Here is an 18308-nt window from a genome sequence, read left to right as displayed (position 1 = left end):
AATTTTAATTAATTATAATGAAAGCTATTATATCACCGCTTAGAAGTAGGGGATTCACATTAATGTAGATGACGATAAGTTGAACACAGAAATATGGCATCGGAGAATATTGAACTGGTATTGGATTGTTGTGATTTTTTTACTGGTTTCGCAAGTTTTTTATGTGTTGGGCGTTGATAGTCTTGCAGTAAAGACAATAGTGTATCTTAAGCAAGGGCATTTATTTGTAACTTCCAATATATTAATTCTAATCTGTATGGTAGCTGCCGAGACCTGGTTGCGCTTAAACCACAATTACCACAAACAGGCTGTCGTTAGCTGTGGATTTATAGTTTCCTATCTTTTGTATTTTGTCATAGAGCCGTTTGTTGATGGTGCGCAGATGACCTTGATGATGCCGATTATGGTAGCCCTCGTATATTTTGACCGTAAACTGCTTCATAGCCTGGGAATATTCAGCATGATTTTCTATGCCGCAGTTTATTTTGGAATGGAACGTATATTTCTACACAAGCCATTGCTTGAATTCTTAATGGTAGAGGGCGTATTTATTGTATTTGTCGTAATGGCCCAGGGTGTAATTATCCGCGCTCACGATGCACGCGATAGCTTGGAGCAATTAGCCAAATCGGAGCAGGGGCTCATGGTGGAGCGGGCGATTTCGGATAAGCTGCTGAAGATGGATGCACTCACCGGTCTGTATAACCATAAAACTTTTCATGAATATCTCGATTCTTTGCTGGAGCAATGTGAAAGTAATGGACTCCGGTTGCAGCTGGCTCTTTTTGATATTGATAATTTCAAACGCGTCAACGATATGTATGGGCATTGGGTAGGAGATCTTGTACTGAAGGAAGTTGCAGCCAAACTTGGCGGAATGATTGGTTTGAACGATTTTGCAGCCAGGTATGGCGGGGAAGAGTTCGCTGTTATTTTCACGGATCAAAGCTTCCCTGAAGCCTATGGCACTGTGGAGGAGATGCGGATCAACATTGCGGGTATGGAGCATACCTATGCGGGGGGCAGACCGATTACGGTTAGCATCGGTTTGTGCGATTACCAACTGGGTGACGGTAAGGAGCTGCTGTTCCGTAAGACAGATCATGCTCTGTATGCTGCCAAAAGAAGCGGGAAGAATGCTGTAGTCACCGCTGTAGTGACAACGGGAGATGACCACTTTTTGTCCTATGCGTAAAGGAATAGACGAACCCCCCTGTACCGGAAGAACCGGAAACAGGGGGGTTCGCTTGCGTACGATGTGCGGCTGAAAAAAACTATTTCGCGGCTTCAAATGGAGTGGATACAGGCAGGAACAAGTCGATGATCCCAATGACCAGCGCGGCCAGAAGTGCGCCGAGTATGGATACACTAACACCGCTTACTACAAACTGCGCGATCCAGATGACCAGAGCGCTGACCAGAAAACCGACGATGCCGCGTCCGAAGGGTGTTGTTTTTTTGCCAAAGATGCCTTCGACAACCCAGCCAAGCAGAGCAATAACCAGCGCGAGGATAAGCGCGCTCCAGAAACCGCCAATCGTAAACTGTGGGACGATCCAGCCAACAACTAACAGTACAATCGCTGCTACGATAAAACGGACTACATGACCTAAAAATCTCACTGAACTAACCTCCTTTGGCTATCGCTTAAGGATATGTGCAGTTGTTATTGTGACCTGGAATTGTTTTTTTTATGCTTTGAAGCAATACCCAAATAGCGAAAATGACCCGTATTCTGTATAATAGAAAGATCTATGAAGGGAGCTGTGACTGTAATTGGACGACAAAATTTTGCATACGCTTGAATATCGCAAGATTTTAAATAAATTAATGCAATATACACAAACCCCGATGGGAAAGCTAACTGCCGAGCAGTTAAAGCCTTCCGGTGATTTTGAAGGGGTGAAGTTGTTGCTGCAAGCGACGGACGAGGCGGCTAATGTCGATCGTCTGAAGGGCATCCCTTCTTTCAGCGGTATTAGCGATATTAAACCGGCATTGAAGCGTGCATCTATAGGAGGAATGCTGGGAACGAGTGAACTGCTCGCCGTAGGCAATACGATTGGTGGCGCACGCAGAGTCAAACGTTTCTTAGCTGCAATGCATGAGGAAGAGAAAATTGTCTCCTTATTTGCCCAAAGCGAGCTGTTGTCGGAGCAGAAACATGTTGAGGATGATATCCGTTCCTGTATTGACGAGAATGCGGATGTGCTCGATACGGCTAGTACGGAGCTAGCCTCGATCCGCCGGGAGCTACGGGTTGGGGAGACAAGAATCCGCGAGAAGCTGGATTCTATGATTCGTTCTTCTTCGGTCGCCAAAATGCTGCAGGATCAGTTGGTGACGATTCGTGGGGATCGGTTCGTCATTCCGGTTAAGGCGGAATACCGTGCTCACTTTGGTGGTATCGTACACGATCAGTCCGGATCAGGAGCAACCTTGTTTATTGAGCCGGAATCCATTGTGGCGATGAACAACAAGCTGCGCGAGACACGACTGCGTGAAGAGCGTGAAATCGAGATTATTCTTTACAGACTGACAGCACTAGTAGGCGATATTGCCGAAGAGATGAGCTATGATGTCGACATTCTGGGCGAGCTTGATTTCATCTTCGCCAAAGCGCGTCTTGCCCGTGACATGAAGGCTACCCAGCCGCGCATGAATGACAGGGGATACCTTAAGCTGCGTAAAGGACGCCATCCGCTGATCGCTGCGGACCATGTAGTTCCACTGGATGTGGAGATCGGGAACCAATATAGTTCGATTATTGTGACCGGCCCGAATACTGGTGGTAAGACGGTTACCCTGAAGACGATCGGTCTGCTGAGTCTGATGTCGATGTCGGGCTTGTTCATTCCTGCGGAGGAAGGCAGCCAGATGTGTGTATTTGATGCTATCTATGCCGATATTGGCGATGAGCAGAGCATTGAACAAAGTCTCAGTACATTCTCCAGCCATATGACCAATATTGTAAATATTCTGCACAAAATGACACCGAAGAGCTTGATACTGCTGGATGAAGTGGGAGCTGGTACAGACCCGGCAGAAGGCTCAGCGCTTGCGATTGCGATTCTGGAGCATATCCATCGTACTGAATGCCGGATGGTGGCAACCACGCATTATAGTGAACTTAAAGCCTATGCTTACGAACGCAAAGGGGTCATCAATGCCAGTATGGAATTTGATGTCCAGAGTCTCAGTCCAACCTATCGTCTGCTGGTCGGTATTCCAGGACGAAGCAATGCCTTTGCTATTGCGGAGCGACTGGGTGTGCCAGGTCCAATTCTCGATCATGCGCGTGGTGAAGTGAAGGAAGAGGATATGCGCGTGGAGCATATGATTGCTTCGCTCGAAGAGAATCGTCTCGCAGCCGAGAAGGAGCATGAAAGAGCAGAGAGCATTCGCCGTGAGGTCGAGGAACTGCGGGAACGGCATCAGCTTGAGCTTGCGAAGCTGGAAAGTCAACGCGATAAACGGCTGGAGAAGGCGGAGAATGACGCCAGCGCGATTCTCGCCAAAGCCCGCAAGGAAGCGGAAGACATCATCACGGATCTGCGCCTTCTGGCCATGGAGGAAGGGGCATCTGTCAAGGAGCATAAGCTGATTGAAGCGCGGCGCCGTCTCGATGATGCAGAGCCAGCGCCGCGCAAGAAGGCAGTCTCCCGTACTGTGGTCAAGTCCCCACGGCAGATTCAGGCTGGAGATGAAGTGAAGATGAGCAGTCTGAATCAAAAGGGCCATGTGGTGGAACTGAGCGGTTCTAAGGAAGCCTTCGTGCAGTTCGGTGTAATGAAGATGAAGGTGCGTCTTGATGATCTGGAGCTGTTATCTGCTCCAAAGGGCGGAACTCCCGCACTCCGCCAAGCAACCATAGTGAAACGAACGCGTGATGAGAATATCCGCAGTGAGCTGGATTTGCGTGGGTCTAATCTGGAGGAAGCGATTATGGAGACAGATCGTTTTATCGATGAGGCCTTTCTGGGTAATCTAGGCCAGATTTCGATTATTCACGGCAAGGGAACCGGAGTCCTGCGAACAGGTATTCAAGAATATTTGCGTAAACATAGATATGTCAAAAGCTACCGGCTCGGGAACTATAATGAAGGCGGTGCAGGTGTGACCGTGGCAGAACTGCAATAGCAGCTGTAGCATGGCGGAAAGAAGGGGAAAGAATGCAAGAAAATGTTGATCTTTTGCTGGATCATCCGCTAGGTGCGCTGCTTGGCTATTTCACTGTAGCCATTTTGGGACTGGTGGTGTTCTTGTCCTTTTTTGAAATGGTGACTAAATATAACTGCTGGGAAGAGATCCGCAAAGGGAATGTCGCAGTAGCGATGGCAACCGGCGGCAAAATATTCGGCATCTGTAACATCCTGCGATTCAGCATCCAAGCGGAAGTGTCAATTTATGAGACGATGAAGTGGTCGGTTGTTGGTTTTTTACTGCTGTTGCTGGCGTATTTCCTCTTTGAATTTCTTACACCCGTGTTCTCGATCGATGATGAAATCGCCGCCGATAACCGTGCAGTTGGACTTATAGCAATGATTATTTCAGTTTCCTTGTCTTATGTTATTGGTGCTTCTATTTTCTAAATACGCTTCTAAGCAAAGCCGTTTCTTCTTGGGAGGGAATTATGAAGATTTTGACCCGGGTATTGTTTGTGGCTGCCATTGCTTTTATAGCGGCCGGTATTATTTACTTAATGATTAATTAAATTTAAAAAGATGCTAGAAGGAGATCATATATATGGAAACGACTGTTTGCCCTTGGTGTCATACGGAGATTGTATGGGATGAAGAATTTGGACCTGAAGAAACCTGTCCTCACTGCAACAATGAACTCAGCGGTTACCGCACGGTCAGTCTGGGTAGAGATGATCTCGAAGATGACCTTGAGGATGATCTGGAAGTGGAAGAAGATACGCAACAACAGGCTAACAACGCTGAGGATTTATGGGGGCCGACGGATGAGGACAGCTCCGTACCCATTATCAACAATTTGGAGCAATTTCGCGACGACTATGACTTGCGGGGTTATGAAAAGAGCACTTCCGACATTTTGGCAACACAGGATGAAGCTCCAGAATGCCCACAGTGCCATGAACTGATGCTTCTTACCGGCACTCAGGTAGTGACGAGTTTCCAGCCGGCAGTACCGTCTACACTCGGTGTACCTATGCTAACGCCTCCCTTCTCCTTGAATCTATATATATGTCCTGCATGTTTCCATGCACAGCACAGCTTGGCTCATGTGGACCGAATTCAGCTCATACGTAATCTTACGATCCAACATAAATAAATTGGTTGATGTTTTTCCCGCTTCTGGACATGTTAAAGAAGATCATGTTCAGAAGGCAGGGAGGTACACCATGAAGGTCTCATCGCAAAATCAGGCGGTACTGCTGCTGGCAGTCAACGGATTATTTCTGCTGGCAAGTGCGCTGTCTGGTACTTTTTTGAACGTATATTTATGGAAAAGCCGTCCGGACTTTCGGATGATCGCCTGGTTCACAGTGGCTCAGCAGCTCGCGGTAGGACTCAGCTTCTGGCTCGCTGGGAAATGGGTAAAAGAACACAACAAGATGAATGCCCTGCGGCTTGGTATCGCCGTTTCGGGCCTTTTTTATCTGTTGGTATTGGGATTAGGCACTACATCAGTATCTTATTTATGGCCGCTTGGGTTGGTGCTGGGGATTGCAACTGGCTTGTTCTGGTTGGCCTATAATATTGTCTATTTCGAAATTACAGATGCCGGGAATCGAGATTTCTTTACGGGCTGGATGGGACTGCTGGGCTCCTTAACGGGTATGACGGCTCCCTGGCTGGCAGGCTGGTTGATCTCCTCCATGCGTAGGGAACGCGGCTATCACCTCATATTTATTCTGTCCCTCTCCATTTACGGTGCAGCAGCAATCTTGAGCTTTTTTCTTAAAAAGCGCAAGAACGAAGGGGAGTATGATTGGAAGAGGCCATGGAATGAGCTGCACCGTGTGGGGAGTCACTGGCGACTGGCTGCGGCCAGCCTGCTTTTTCAAGGCTTAAGGGAGGGTGTGTTCTCATTCCTAATCGGACTGCTGGTGTACATAGCTGCTAAGGAAGAGAGTAAACTGGGGCAATTTACGCTGATCACTTCAGCGGTGTCATTAGTTAGCTACTGGGCGGCGGGCAAATGGTTTAAGCCCAAATTCCGCTCGGCAGGGATGTTCTGCGGTAGTATTTTGCTCGTTGCGGTAATCACACCACTGCTCTGGAAGGTTAGTTACGGGACTTTACTGCTGATGGGGATCGGTACCGCTCTATTTATCCCTCTCTACATGCTGCCGATGATTTCGACTAGCTTTGACCTTATGGGTGAGAGTGCAGAAAGCGCCGAGAACAGGGTGGAGCTTGTTGTGCTGCGCGAGCTAAGTTTGATGACCGGCAGACTGCTCGGAATGTTTGTGTTCATCAGCGTGTTGTCGATAAGTGGAACTCCGCGCATCATCACGCTGCTAATGCTAATTCTTGGAGCAGCGCCGCTTGGAAGCTGGTGGATGCTGCGGCGTTTGCTGCCCAGTAGACAACAGGGAGATTCTGCATAACTTATAAAGTATGAACATGGGAGAGGCCTGTAGTGTTCAAAAGAAAACGGATTTACGGCTTGCGAACTACCGTAACGATTATGGTGTGTGGAGTTATTACGCTTGTATTGCTGGTGTTATATATCATCTTCAGCAACCTGATTATTCCGCAGAAAAGGCAGGCTCTGGAAGACAAGGCGATTACCATTGCCCGTACGATTGCTCTAATCCCGCTGGTAGCTGAGGGCTTGAATGAAGGCAAAAGTAAGGATATTCAGGCCTATACTGCCAAGATCACCCGCCGCAATGATATTTTGTTTGTAGTTGTCACTGATATGAATAGCAAACGTTACTCGCATCCGAATCCCTCATTAATCGGCCTACCCTTTGAAGGTGGCGGGCTGGATCGATCGCTCCGTGGAGAGGAAAGCGTCTCTGAAGGCGAGGGGCAGCTTGGAAAATCGCTTCGAGCATTTGTTCCTGTATATAATGGGCGGGGTCAACAGGTAGGTGTAGTTGTCGTCGGGCTATCTCTGGAGAGAGTCAGAGGAATTGTCCGCCAAAATGAATGGATCATTATTGTGATACTGCTATCAGGTGCTGTGCTAGGGGCGGTAGGAGCCAGTATTTCGGCCAGGAAAATCAAGAAAATGATCTTCGGGATGGAGCCTTCAGAAATATCTAAGCTGCTGGAGGAGCGCAGCGCCATGCTGCAATCCATCCGCGAGGGAATCATAGCCGTTGATGACGAGGCCCGGATTACGCTTATTAATCTGGAAGCAGAGCGGTTGCTTAAGGGAGCGGGTCTTACCGGAGCAGCGCTGGGACAGCCTATTAGCGACTATTGGCCGACTCTACGTTTGGAAGCTGTATTGAAGTCAGGGGAAGTAAAGCCTGATAAAGAAATTGAACTGAATGGTACAACGCTGGTGGCCAACAGCCTGCCTATTTGGGTGAGTGGAACGATTGCCGGGGCGATTGTTACCTTTCGGGACAAGACGGAAATCACCCAACTTGCGCAACAGTTATCCGGTGTCTCTCTGTATGCGGATGCACTGCGGGCGGGTGCTCATGAATTTATGAACAAGCTGCATGTTATTATGGGAATGACTCATATGGGATTATATGACGAGCTGCAACAATATGTCTCAGGTACGGTCATTAACTATCAGAATGAGATCGGTTCGATCACGAGGCAGATCAAGGACCCGGTTATGGCCGGATTTTTGCTGGGTAAGTTAAGCAGAACTCGGGAGGCTGGCATCAATCTGATTCTGGCAGAGGATTGTTATCTACCGGAGTCGGCAGGACCTCATATTACCCATGAATTAATTACAATTGTCGGTAATCTGCTGGATAATGCTATGGATGCGCTGAATGGAATGGAGAATAAAGAAATTCACCTTGCTTTTCGGTACCAGCAGAGCCGATTAATCTGTACAGTGCAAGATAATGGTCCAGGCATTCCGGAACCGATTCGGGAGTTGATGTTTACCCAAGGATTCTCTACCAAGGGTGAGAATCGGGGACTGGGACTATATCTCGTCTTGCGGAGTGTGGATAAACTGAATGGTCGTCTTGAAGTGCTATCCGAGGGAGAGCAGGGGACAACATTTATCGCAGATGTCCTCTACAAAGTAAAGGGTGATGATAACGAATGACGATTAAAGTGCTTATCGTGGAAGATGACCCCATGGTAGCCAAGTTTAACAGGCACTATCTGGAGTCAATTGAGGGCTTTCAATGTGTGGGCTGGGCGGCATCAGGCGATGAAGCCAAAAAACTGCTTGCTGAGCAGGAAGTTGATCTGATTCTGCTGGATATCTATATGTCGCAGACTAACGGGCTGCAGCTGTTGACCCAACTCCGCGAACAGGGAAATACAATGGATGTCATTGTAATTTCAGCGGCAAGTGATAATGTCAGTATTCGTCAAGCGCTGCAATACGGGGCTGTCGATTATCTAATCAAGCCCTTTGAGTTCACCCGCTTTCAAGCAGCACTTACAGGATATCAAAAAGATCATCAATTAATGAAGCGTGTTGAGCATCTCAGTCAAGAACAGCTGGATAAGCTGATGCGCCACCGCCAGGCAAACTCAAAACAGCGTTCTGAAGAGTTGCCTAAGGGGTTGACCGATGCGACTCTTAGCATCATTTGGAATATTATCAATGAATTGAATCAAAGTACATTTTCCACGGAGGATATCACGTCCCATGCAGCTATTTCACGTATCTCGGTACGAAAATATTTAGCTTTTCTGGAAGAGATCGGCGTATTGTCTATGGAGAGCAGTTATGGTTCTATAGGCCGACCTGTATATATGTATACAGTGATGTCCGAGGGACATGAGATCTTAGCTCAATATCTATAATTGAAGATGTAGCATTAATAGTTACTTAAGGGATGTCCTAGCCATGTTGGTTTTGGGCATCCCTTATTGTAATTTATTATTAATGGCTGGGAGTTGAAGGTTTGGGGGTCCTTGTTAGCGAGAACAGATCAAGCTCCGGCCGAGCTTTACCGGCAATCGTATCTGTTAACAGCTCGGCTGCGATCATGCTATAGACGGTGCCGTTCCCACCGTAGCCTTCAATGAAGTAGCAATGCGGAAATTTGGGGTGTGGCCCGATATAGGGCAAGCCGTCTCGTGTGGAGCCAAACACAGCACCCCAAGCATACTCGACTTCCACTCCCTTGATTTCCGGGAACAGTGCTTCAAGCTCCTCCAGCAGCCGTTGGCTCTGGGAAAGCACCCTTACCTCGCGGCGCTCGGGATCGGTCAGCTGTTCATCCTTGCCTCCCGCAATAATGCGGCCATCCCGAGTGGTCCGGAAATACAAATAGGGCCGGGCCGTTTCCCAGATCAGGCTTCGCTCATGCCATTTGGGGAATTCTTGTAATGGACGAGTCATGATAGCATAGGTATTAATCAGCTCGGCACCCCGGTCTTTTTTCATCTCTTGAGTCTCGTAACCCATCGCAAATATAACATTCTTGGCAAAAATTCGCCCGTTCGGCGTATGGCAAATAACTCCGTCAGCTGTGAACTCGTAATTCTGCGCCTCTGTTTGCTCGTATACGCGAACGCCACCCGCAGCAGCCTTGGCAATCAGGCTGTGTACGGTACGGAAAGGGTTGGTCTCCGCATCACCGTGCGAATAAAGAGCCGCTGGCTTGGAGAAGGAATAGACGGAAGCAATTTGGTCAGCTTCCCAGAATTCCGAGTCAAAGCCATGGGCTATCAGGTTCTCATATTCCTGCCGAAGTGCAGGGACATCCTCTGGAACGCTAGCGTATAGTAGACTATCGCGAGGAATAATTTGTGGATCAATGTCCAATCGGCCTGGCAGTTCCAGGATAGAACGGACACCAGCCTGGCACAGCTTATAGAACAGAAGACCCTGCTCCTCGCCAAATGTATGCATACAGGAGGTTAAACTCTTATCGTTGGATATTTGCAGCAGACCTGTGTTAGCACAGGAACTTCCGCTTCCCACCCTTCTTTTATCAATCAGTACTGCATTCGCGCCGCTTACAGATAAGCGGTAAGAAGCCATAGCTCCGCCCATACCGGCCCCAATAACCAGACAATCGCAGTGAATATCCTCTAGTAGTGCCGGATAAATCGGAGGTGTCGGTAAAGTGCTCCTCCAGGGCAGTTGCCCGCTGTTCAAGTGCATAATCTACTCTCTCCTTTTATCATTCCGGTATAGTATTATTAGCAGAATTTAAGCATCTCATTCTCAGACTACAGCAACTGATTGTCTATTTTGGGCTTGCGCAATTTGGCACATAAACGGAGTATCAATGGTCCATACTACATACTGTTTGAAACATCTATTCAAGGAGGGAACACCATTCATGCAATCCATGCAAATGCAGGCTCTCAGCGGAAAAGAACTGGAATACATCGCGGACTCCATTTCCAACGAGGATTTACTCATTAAGCAGCTGGCTGCAACAGCGGGAACTACACAGAACTCGACAGTACACCAAATTTGTATGCAGCATCTACAAAGCCATACCCAACATATGAACTCGCTGACACAGCTGCTTCAGCATCATCAACAATACGCGCCTACACAACCCCAATAATTGCAATTCAATTTAAAAGGAGGTTATTTTGTGAATGCTCAGAATGGATCAGCATTTATGCCGGATGAAGATTTAATGAATACGATTTTGGCTGACTTGAAACGGACGGTACGCGAATATACAACCGCTGCAACGGAGTCGGCTTGTCCAACCGTTCGTCAAACCTTTAACGAGTTGACGATGGATACGTTGCGTCTGCAAGGAGATCTGTATACACATATGTCGCAGATGAATATGTATACAGCACCTTCCAAGGCGCTGCGCCAGGAAGTGGATAAGCAGATTCAGTGCGCCCTGCAAACACAGCAAAAAAGTCAGCAGTTTGTTCAGCAAAAAACAGGTGGCAATGGCTCTTATGGCCAGGCCCACTATCCGCAGCATCAGCCCAATCAGAACCAAAACTCTTATTATATGTAACCCTGCTGTAACTGCGTGAAGCAAGGGCAACAATAGCTAGCACTTTATTGCAGTCTGCTCAACAATTGTTGTTGAATGGCCCGTCCATACCGGATTGATCCGGTGGGCGGGCTTTATTTTTATCTGGAGTGAAAGAAACAAGAAATGATCCATGATGTACATAGCGTGGGGTTATTTAGTTTGCAGAGATATCCTTTTCATGTCATATTAGTATTAAACATTAAACTCTTTTCGCGGGCGACGCGCTAACAGCGTAAAGTCATGGGCGAACAATTCCGGAGGGAAGGCATGAAGGAAATGAATGAACTGAAGAGGAAAGTGCTGGAACTGCTTAAGGAAGACGCGAGAAGCTCCACAGCGTTAATGGCAACACTGCTTGGAGCAGAGGAAGACGACGTGAAGACGGTGATTGAACAAATGGAGAAAGACCATGTCATCGTTAAATATGCTACAGTTGTCAATTGGGATAAGGTGGATGACGAGCGAGTAACCGCACTGATTGAAGTCCAGATTACACCCGAACGGGGACGTGGTTTCGAAGGGATAGCGGAGCGAATCTATCTGTATCCACAAGTGAAATCTGTGTATTTGATGTCCGGTGCTTATGATCTTCTAGTCGAAGTAGAAGGCCGCAATCTGCGGGAAGTCGCCAATTTTGTATCCGAGAAACTATCTCCAATCGACGCAGTACTCTCAACCAAAACGAATTTTACACTTAAAAAATACAAACAGGACGGGATCATCTTCGAGGAGCATGAAGAAGACAATCGTCTAATGATCTCTCCATAAAGGAAGAAACCATATGATTACGAACAAAACGCAGCTAGACGGAGATACTAGCAAGTCGATGAATTCCTATTTGGCTCCACTGGTGCAGCAAATACAGCCATCGGGCATCCGCAAGTTTTTTGATCTGGCGGCAGGCAGCAAGGATATCATTTCTCTGGGAGTTGGGGAGCCAGATTTCAAGACTCCCTGGCATGTCAGAGAAGCTTGCGTTTATTCGCTGGAAAGAGGATTTACTGGATATACCTCCAACGCGGGAATGCCTGAGTTGCGCGAAGGCATTGCCAATTATCTGCACACCCGCTTTGCCGTGGAATATGATCCTGCGAATCAGATTATAGCCACTGTGGGTGGTAGTGAGGCGATTGATCTGGCGTTGCGCGCACTGATCGCGCCGGGCGACGAAATACTCATCCCCGAGCCTTGTTATATATCCTATTCGCCGATTACGGCTATCGGCGGTGGTATTCCTGTGGGCGTGGAGACTTTTGGTGAGAACAACTTTAAGATTACTGCGGAGGCACTCGAGGCCAAGATTACACCCCGCTCCAAAATTCTGATTCTATGTTATCCAAGCAATCCGACCGGTGCCATAATGAGTCGGGAGGACTGGGAACCGATCGCTAAGGTCGTAGTGAAACATGATCTCATCGTAATATCGGATGAAATTTATGCGGAGCTGACTTATGGCAGCAACCATGTAAGCTTTGCATCGCTGCCTGGCATGATTGACCGCACCATTCTGGTCAGTGGGTTCTCCAAGGCTTTTGCGATGACCGGATGGCGGATGGGTTATGCCTGTGGTCACCCGGATCTGATCGCCGCGATGCTCAAGATTCATCAATATACCGTAATGTGTGCTCCTTCCATGGGTCAGGTGGCTGCACTAGAGGCACTGACTAACGGAATGGAAGAGAAGGACCGGATGGCGGATTCCTATAATCAACGGCGGCGATTGATCGTCAAGGGCTTACGTGATGCCGGGCTGGAATGCCATGAGCCGCAGGGCGCATTTTATGCTTTCCCGAGCGTACAGCGTACCGGGTTAACCTCCGACCAATTCGCTCAGCGGCTACTGCTTGAATACAAGGTGGCTGCAGTTCCGGGCAGTGTATTTGGATTAGGTGGCGAAGGCTACTTGCGCTGCTCGTATGCTACCTCAGTTTCCCAATTGAACGAAGCGGTTGATCGTATTGGCACTTTTGTCGCACAATTGGAGCGGGAAAGACTGGAATAGAGAAGTTTGGACTATAGCGAATCTATCAAGCCTATGGTATTATTTTACTTTAGGAGTAACGATCTCCTTTAATTACATTAACAGGACTCGTAACGATGCAGTTTTGAACGAAGTTATTCAAGAAGCTATGCTCACAAAACTTAAGGGTATGCTTACGATGTAGTTTTGAACGAAGTTAACCAAGAAGCTATGCTCACAAAACTTAAGGGTATGCTTACGATGCATTTTTGAACGAAGTTAACCAAAGAAGCTATGCTCACAAAACTTAAGGGTATGCTTACGATGTAGTTTTGAACGAAGTTAACCAAGAAGCTATGCTCACAAAACTTTTAGGAGGGATGATTGTGCTTATTGCCGATTATTACTTACCTTTCTATGGTGGGGAGTGTTTCTCGGGAAACGGGAAACGGCCCTCCAAGAGTGATGCTTCTGAACGCAGGCTCTCTCTGGAAGATGAAATTTGCGAACTCCGCAGCAGAATGGAACAGCTTTTTGTGCAGGAGAAATCCTTTACCTGTGATAATGTCATTGAAATCAGCAGTTTGCTAGATCTAAAGATCAATGAATATATGAGAAGGCGTCCACGCAGGAAGTAACTGCTGAATGCTATTAAGGGGGCTCTCCATGGGGGCCCCCTTCTTCCATTTATGAAGATTCATCCATAATGTGGCTGTAAACTATTTTACATAATTCCTGTCTATACTTTACGTAAGCTGTGATAATCTACATTTTATGTATGATATACTGTCGCGGGATGTAGATATATTTGATAGGGAGGACTAATAATTATATGAGATTTAAGACACGATGGAACAAGCCGATCGCTTCCGTGCTGGCTACTGCAGTACTCTCAGTGCAGGTGTTGAGTGGAGTCGCTCTGGGTACATTTTGGAGTACAGATAAGGCGTCTGCTGAAGCAGTTGCTCCAGCCAAGGTAGATCTGCGATTAATGAGCACGACGGATGTACACACGAACGTCTACGGTTGGGATTACTTCAAGAATGCAGCATCGGTGACTGTTGGACTTGACCGGACGGCAACATTGGTGAAAGATGCCCGAACCGAAGAACCAAATAATCTTTTGCTCGACAACGGGGACCTGATTCAAGGTACTCCACTGGGTACCTACATGGCGAACAAATCCGATCTGGAGAATTCGTCAACCAAAGTTCATCCGATGATTGCAGCCTTGAATGTTATGGGCTACGATGCGGCGACTTTTGGAAATCATGAATTTAACTATGGGCTGGAATTTTTAAAGCGGACAGTAAAAGGAAGCGCAGGTAATGAAGAAGCTACTGATGCGAATTTTCCTTATGTAAATGCAAATATATATAAAGCTGATGGTGAGACCAATGCTTTTACCCCTTATGTCATTCTCGATAAGCAGGTAACAGACAGCAATGGTCAAATACAGACTATTAAAGTCGGTCTGCTGGGTCTCGTAACCCCCCAGATCATGGAGTGGGATAAAGTGAATCTGGAAGGTCAGGTCATGACCAAAGATATCGCTGAAACCGCTGAGAAATTCGTTCCCCTCATGAAAGCTGCTGGTGCGCAGGTTATAGTAGCTATGGCGCACACTGGTTTTGATATAAACGCAGTTAAAGGAGATGGCTCCGAGAATGATATTAATGCCCTAAGTAAGGTTGAGGGGATTGATGCTATTACGTTCTCGCACACGCATAAGGTGTTCCCAACTGGGAATAACGCTACTCTGGATGCTTCCTTTATCGATCCGGGAACAAAGCTGCCTTATGCAAACGATAAAGCAGTTATCGATAATGTGAAAGGTCATATTAATGGGGTTCCAGCTGTACAAGCTGGTTTCGGCGGTGCCAATTTGGGACTGATTGACCTTGTTCTTACACAGGTAAATGGAGTATGGAGTGTGCAGAAGGAAACATCAATAGCATCAACCCGCTCCATTTATAAGACAGAGAACAAACTCAACACTTCCACCGTTGCTCCTGATCCGGCTGTAGATGCTGCTGTCGCAGCGGATCATGAAGCTACCATTGCCTACACCGGCCAGAAGCTGGGGGAAACAACGGCTCCGATGAACAGCTATTTCGCTATGGTCCAGGATGATCCGACTGTCCAGATTGTTACGTATGCCCAGAAGCGGTACGTGCAGAATTACATTGATGCCAATCTTCCGGAATACAAGGATTTGGCCATTCTCAGCGTGGGCGCCCCCTTCAAGGCAGGTCGCAACGGCCCTTCCGAGTATACAAATATTGCTGTTGGGGATCTGACAATTCGTAGCGCCAGTGACTTGTATCTGTATGACAATACGCTGAAAGCCATCAAGATTAAAGGTTCTGTCGTAAAAGAATGGCTGGAAATGAGCGCAGGCGCTTTTAATCGTATCAAGCCGGCCATCTCGACTCCGCAAGCCCTGCTGAACCCAGCATTTGCCGTGTATAACTTCGATGTGATCGACGGCATCCAGTATAAAATCGATGTGACGAAAAATGCGAAGTACAAGCCTGACGGCACGATTAACGACGCTTCAGCAAGCCGTGTTACGGATGTGACGTACAATGATCAGCCTCTGGATTTGAACCAGGATTTCATCGTTGTTACGAATAACTACCGCGCCAGCGGCGGCGGCAACTTCCCGGGTGTTAAAGGCTCCGAGATGGTGATTGATTCCCTGGAAGAAAACCGTCAGGTTCTGATGGACTACATTAGCGAAGCTGGAACGATCGATCCGACCGCTGATGGCAACTGGTCCCTCGCTCCTATTAAGGGGAATGTGAATGTAACATTCACATCATCACCTGAGGCAGCAAAGGTTCTGCCCACGAATATTACTGATACCGGTGAATTCAATAATCTGGGCTTCGGAATCTACAAAATGAATCTCCGTCCGCAAGAAGCTGCTCCTACCCAAGACGTCGAGGTGCATCTCCTCGGTATCAATGATCTCCATGGCCAGCTGGATACGGTCTCTATCTTAAATAACAAGAATGTAGGTACGGTTCCTATTCTCGCGACTTACCTGAAAGACGCCCGTGCAAAATATACCAATTCACTGCTGTTCCATAACGGTGATTCTGTGGGTGCATCAGCTCCTGTATCGTCACTTGAGCGCGATGAACCGACGCATGAATGGATGAACCTGATGAAATTTGACATTGGTTCCTTGGGCAACCATGAGTTTGACCAAGGCGTGGATGCGCTGAAGACACAGCTATATGGTGGAGTTGATCCAAAGAATCAAAATATAATCCATAAGGGTGCAGATTTTGATTACATCAACGCTAATGCTGTAGACAAAGACAGCGCTACGAACAAGCCGATTATCAACCCTTATGTCATCAAAGAAATAGGCGGCGTAAAGATCGGATTTATTGGTCTTGTCACCAAAGCCACACCGAGCAAGGTTTCCCCAGCAGGTACAGCGGGTGTCCGTTTCCTGACTCCTGAAGAAGAAGTTCAGGCTGTTGAGAAGTATGCCTTAGAGCTTCAGGGTAAAGGTGTAGAAGCAATCGTAGTACTCGCACATGATCCGGCAACGACTAAAGCTGATGTGACCACCGGCGAAGCAGCCGATCTGGCTAAGGCGCTTCCCGCGAACTCCCCGGTTGATGTTATTGTTGCCGGTGACAACCATGCCCTGGCTAACGGCCTTGTAAACGGCAAGCTGATTGTCCAAGCCTACTCCTATGGAATGGCATTTGAGGATATCAAGCTGGTGATTAGTCATACAACGGGCGATGTATTGAGCAAATCTGCCGTGGTGACCAACACTGTACAAGATGGAGTTACACCGGATGCAGAATCGGCTGCTCTTGTTAACTACTACTTGAATAAGCATCCGGAACTGACTAAGCCTGTAGGTACAACTGACGGAACCGTTACCCGGACAGATGTATACATTAAAGAGGCTGCCCTGGGCAATCTGATCGCGGATGCTATGCGCGGTGCAGATTTCGGCGACGGTAAAGGTGCTGCGGACTTCTCCTTCATGAATCCGGGCGGCATTCGCGCCGATCTTCCGAAAGGGAATGTCACCTTCGGCGATCTGGCCAAAATCCAGCCGTTTGGCAATACGCTTGTGAAGTTGACGTTGACTGGAGCGCAGATCAAAACCTTGCTTCAGCAGCAATGGTATCTGAAATCCGACGGAACTTATGACATCAAAACTTTGCAGATTTCCGGTCTGAAATACACGGCCAACATGAATCTGCCGGTAGCAGATCGTATCTCCAGCCTCACGACGGCTAACGGAACACCAATTAATCCGACCCAAAACTATACAGCTGTGGTCAACAATTTCATGGCAGCAGGTGGGGATAATTACACCATTCTGACCCAAGCCAGTGCATCTTTAGCGGGACCTATTGATCTGGATGTGTTCTATGATTACATCGTTAAGACATTCAAGGGTGGAGCCATCACAGCCGCCATTGAAGGGCGAATTGATAACAATCCGACTCCGGCAACGAGTTCGCCTTCGGGATCATTCCCGACAGCAACACCAAAACCTAGTCCGACGGCAACACCTAGCGCAACGCCTGCGGTAACAGCATCTGCTACCCCTGTCCCAACCCCAACCCCTTCAGCAGCTCCGGTGTCCGGATTTAAGGATCTGGGTAAAGTGGCCTGGGCTCAGGAAGCCATTGATTTCTTGGCGGCAAAAGGGATCATAAAAGGTCTAAATGGAAATACCTTCGCACCCGTCAAAAACGTATCCCGTGCGGAATTCGTTACTATGCTGGTTCGTGCCTTGAATCTGAGTGATTCTGGAACGGGCACTACATTCACAGACGTCAAACAAGGTGTCTGGTACACGGACACTATCACCATGGCAGTGAATGCCGGTCTTGTAAAAGGTTCCGGGAACGGGAAATTTGAACCGGGTCGTGAAATTACCCGTGAAGAAATGGCAATTATGGTCGCCAACGCCTTGAGAGAACAGCTGCAGCCAATTGACAACAATGCTGCACTCAAACCATTTGCGGACAAGTCACAAATTGCTTCTTACGCCCAGGAATCTATCGCACAGCTGACCCATTTGGGAATTATCAATGGTGTAGGTTCTGAGAAATTCCTGCCGAAGGGCATAGCTAATCGTGCGCAAGCGGCAGTAATTATCTACCGCATGCTGCAGCAGCAAGCGTCTTAATCTTCTAGTAAAACTAATTAGGTATTCCGTTTGTCCCTCTTTGGGGCAAAGGAATACCTTTTTTTATGCAACTG

Annotated in this window: 15 protein-coding genes; 13 read left to right on the top strand and 2 right to left on the bottom strand. The window is 47.7% G+C overall.

The features are described 5' to 3' along the window. The first annotated feature begins 79 nt into the window (after window positions 1–79). The gene (locus GJB61_RS23250) at window positions 80–1195 is read left to right on the top strand and encodes a GGDEF domain-containing protein (RefSeq protein ID WP_195724441.1); all 1116 of its coding nucleotides are present in this window, start codon (window positions 80–82) and stop codon (window positions 1193–1195) included. A gap of 79 nt (window positions 1196–1274) precedes the next feature. Here the strand turns inward: GJB61_RS23250 and GJB61_RS23245 are convergent, their stop codons facing one another. Beyond that, window positions 1275–1622 (bottom strand): phage holin family protein, encoded by a 348-nt coding sequence (locus tag GJB61_RS23245; RefSeq protein WP_239712349.1) that lies wholly within the window; start codon window positions 1620–1622, stop codon window positions 1275–1277. Between the two features lie 154 nt (window positions 1623–1776). Here GJB61_RS23245 and GJB61_RS23240 point away from each other — a divergent pair, with 154 nt between their 5' ends. The 6 genes from GJB61_RS23240 to dcuR all read left to right on the top strand — a co-directional run bounded on the left by GJB61_RS23240 (window position 1777) and on the right by dcuR (window position 8933). Further along, window positions 1777–4140 (top strand): endonuclease MutS2, encoded by a 2364-nt coding sequence (locus tag GJB61_RS23240; protein WP_154121414.1) that lies wholly within the window; start codon window positions 1777–1779, stop codon window positions 4138–4140. Window positions 4141–4172: 32 nt separating this feature from the next. Beyond that, a complete protein-coding gene (locus GJB61_RS23235; protein WP_154121413.1) occupies window positions 4173–4592 on the top strand; it encodes a DUF350 domain-containing protein in 420 nt (139 codons plus the stop codon). Between the two features lie 154 nt (window positions 4593–4746). Next, a complete protein-coding gene (locus tag GJB61_RS23230) occupies window positions 4747–5298 on the top strand; it encodes a hypothetical protein (RefSeq protein WP_154121412.1) in 552 nt (183 codons plus the stop codon). A 70-nt stretch (window positions 5299–5368) separates the two neighbouring features. Continuing rightward, entirely contained in the window at window positions 5369–6580 is a 1212-nt protein-coding gene (locus GJB61_RS23225; protein ID WP_154121411.1) for an MFS transporter, read from the top strand. Window positions 6581–6612: 32 nt separating this feature from the next. Beyond that, window positions 6613–8220, top strand: coding sequence for a DcuS/MalK family sensor histidine kinase (gene dcuS / locus GJB61_RS23220; protein WP_338116058.1), 1608 nt, complete (start codon window positions 6613–6615; stop codon window positions 8218–8220). Beyond that, window positions 8217–8933, top strand: a complete 717-nt coding sequence (gene dcuR, locus GJB61_RS23215; RefSeq protein WP_154121410.1) for a two-component system response regulator DcuR — start codon at window positions 8217–8219, stop codon at window positions 8931–8933. The genes dcuS and dcuR overlap by 4 nt, the downstream gene beginning before the upstream one ends. Window positions 8934–9012: 79 nt before the next feature. Here the strand turns inward: dcuR and GJB61_RS23210 are convergent, their stop codons facing one another. Continuing rightward, entirely contained in the window at window positions 9013–10242 is a 1230-nt protein-coding gene (locus GJB61_RS23210) for an NAD(P)/FAD-dependent oxidoreductase (RefSeq protein WP_154121409.1), read from the bottom strand. Between the two features lie 181 nt (window positions 10243–10423). Here GJB61_RS23210 and GJB61_RS23205 point away from each other — a divergent pair, with 181 nt between their 5' ends. The 6 genes from GJB61_RS23205 to GJB61_RS23180 all read left to right on the top strand — a co-directional run bounded on the left by GJB61_RS23205 (window position 10424) and on the right by GJB61_RS23180 (window position 18234). Further along, entirely contained in the window at window positions 10424–10657 is a 234-nt protein-coding gene (locus GJB61_RS23205; protein WP_154121408.1) for a hypothetical protein, read from the top strand. 30 nt (window positions 10658–10687) lie between these two features. Next, window positions 10688–11074, top strand: coding sequence for a spore coat protein (locus GJB61_RS23200; RefSeq protein ID WP_338116057.1), 387 nt, complete (start codon window positions 10688–10690; stop codon window positions 11072–11074). Window positions 11075–11362: 288 nt separating this feature from the next. Then, entirely contained in the window at window positions 11363–11863 is a 501-nt protein-coding gene (locus tag GJB61_RS23195; protein ID WP_154121407.1) for an Lrp/AsnC family transcriptional regulator, read from the top strand. A gap of 13 nt (window positions 11864–11876) precedes the next feature. Continuing rightward, complete coding sequence (locus tag GJB61_RS23190) at window positions 11877–13097, top strand: aminotransferase class I/II-fold pyridoxal phosphate-dependent enzyme (RefSeq protein ID WP_154121406.1); 1221 nt, start codon at window positions 11877–11879, stop codon at window positions 13095–13097. A 344-nt stretch (window positions 13098–13441) separates the two neighbouring features. Next, window positions 13442–13693: an aspartyl-phosphate phosphatase Spo0E family protein gene (locus tag GJB61_RS32430; protein ID WP_338116056.1), complete on the top strand. Its 252-nt coding sequence runs from the start codon at window positions 13442–13444 to the stop codon at window positions 13691–13693. A 194-nt stretch (window positions 13694–13887) separates the two neighbouring features. Then, a complete protein-coding gene (locus GJB61_RS23180; RefSeq protein WP_154121404.1) occupies window positions 13888–18234 on the top strand; it encodes a bifunctional 2',3'-cyclic-nucleotide 2'-phosphodiesterase/3'-nucleotidase in 4347 nt (1448 codons plus the stop codon). Window positions 18235–18308: the final 74 nt, after the last annotated feature.

It is taken from the genome of Paenibacillus monticola (assembly GCF_009664975.1).
Lineage (GTDB): Bacteria > Bacillota > Bacilli > Paenibacillales > Paenibacillaceae > Paenibacillus_AQ > Paenibacillus_AQ monticola.
The sequence above is the reverse complement of the archived record's forward strand: the minus strand, read 5'-3'. Positions and strand labels throughout refer to the sequence as shown.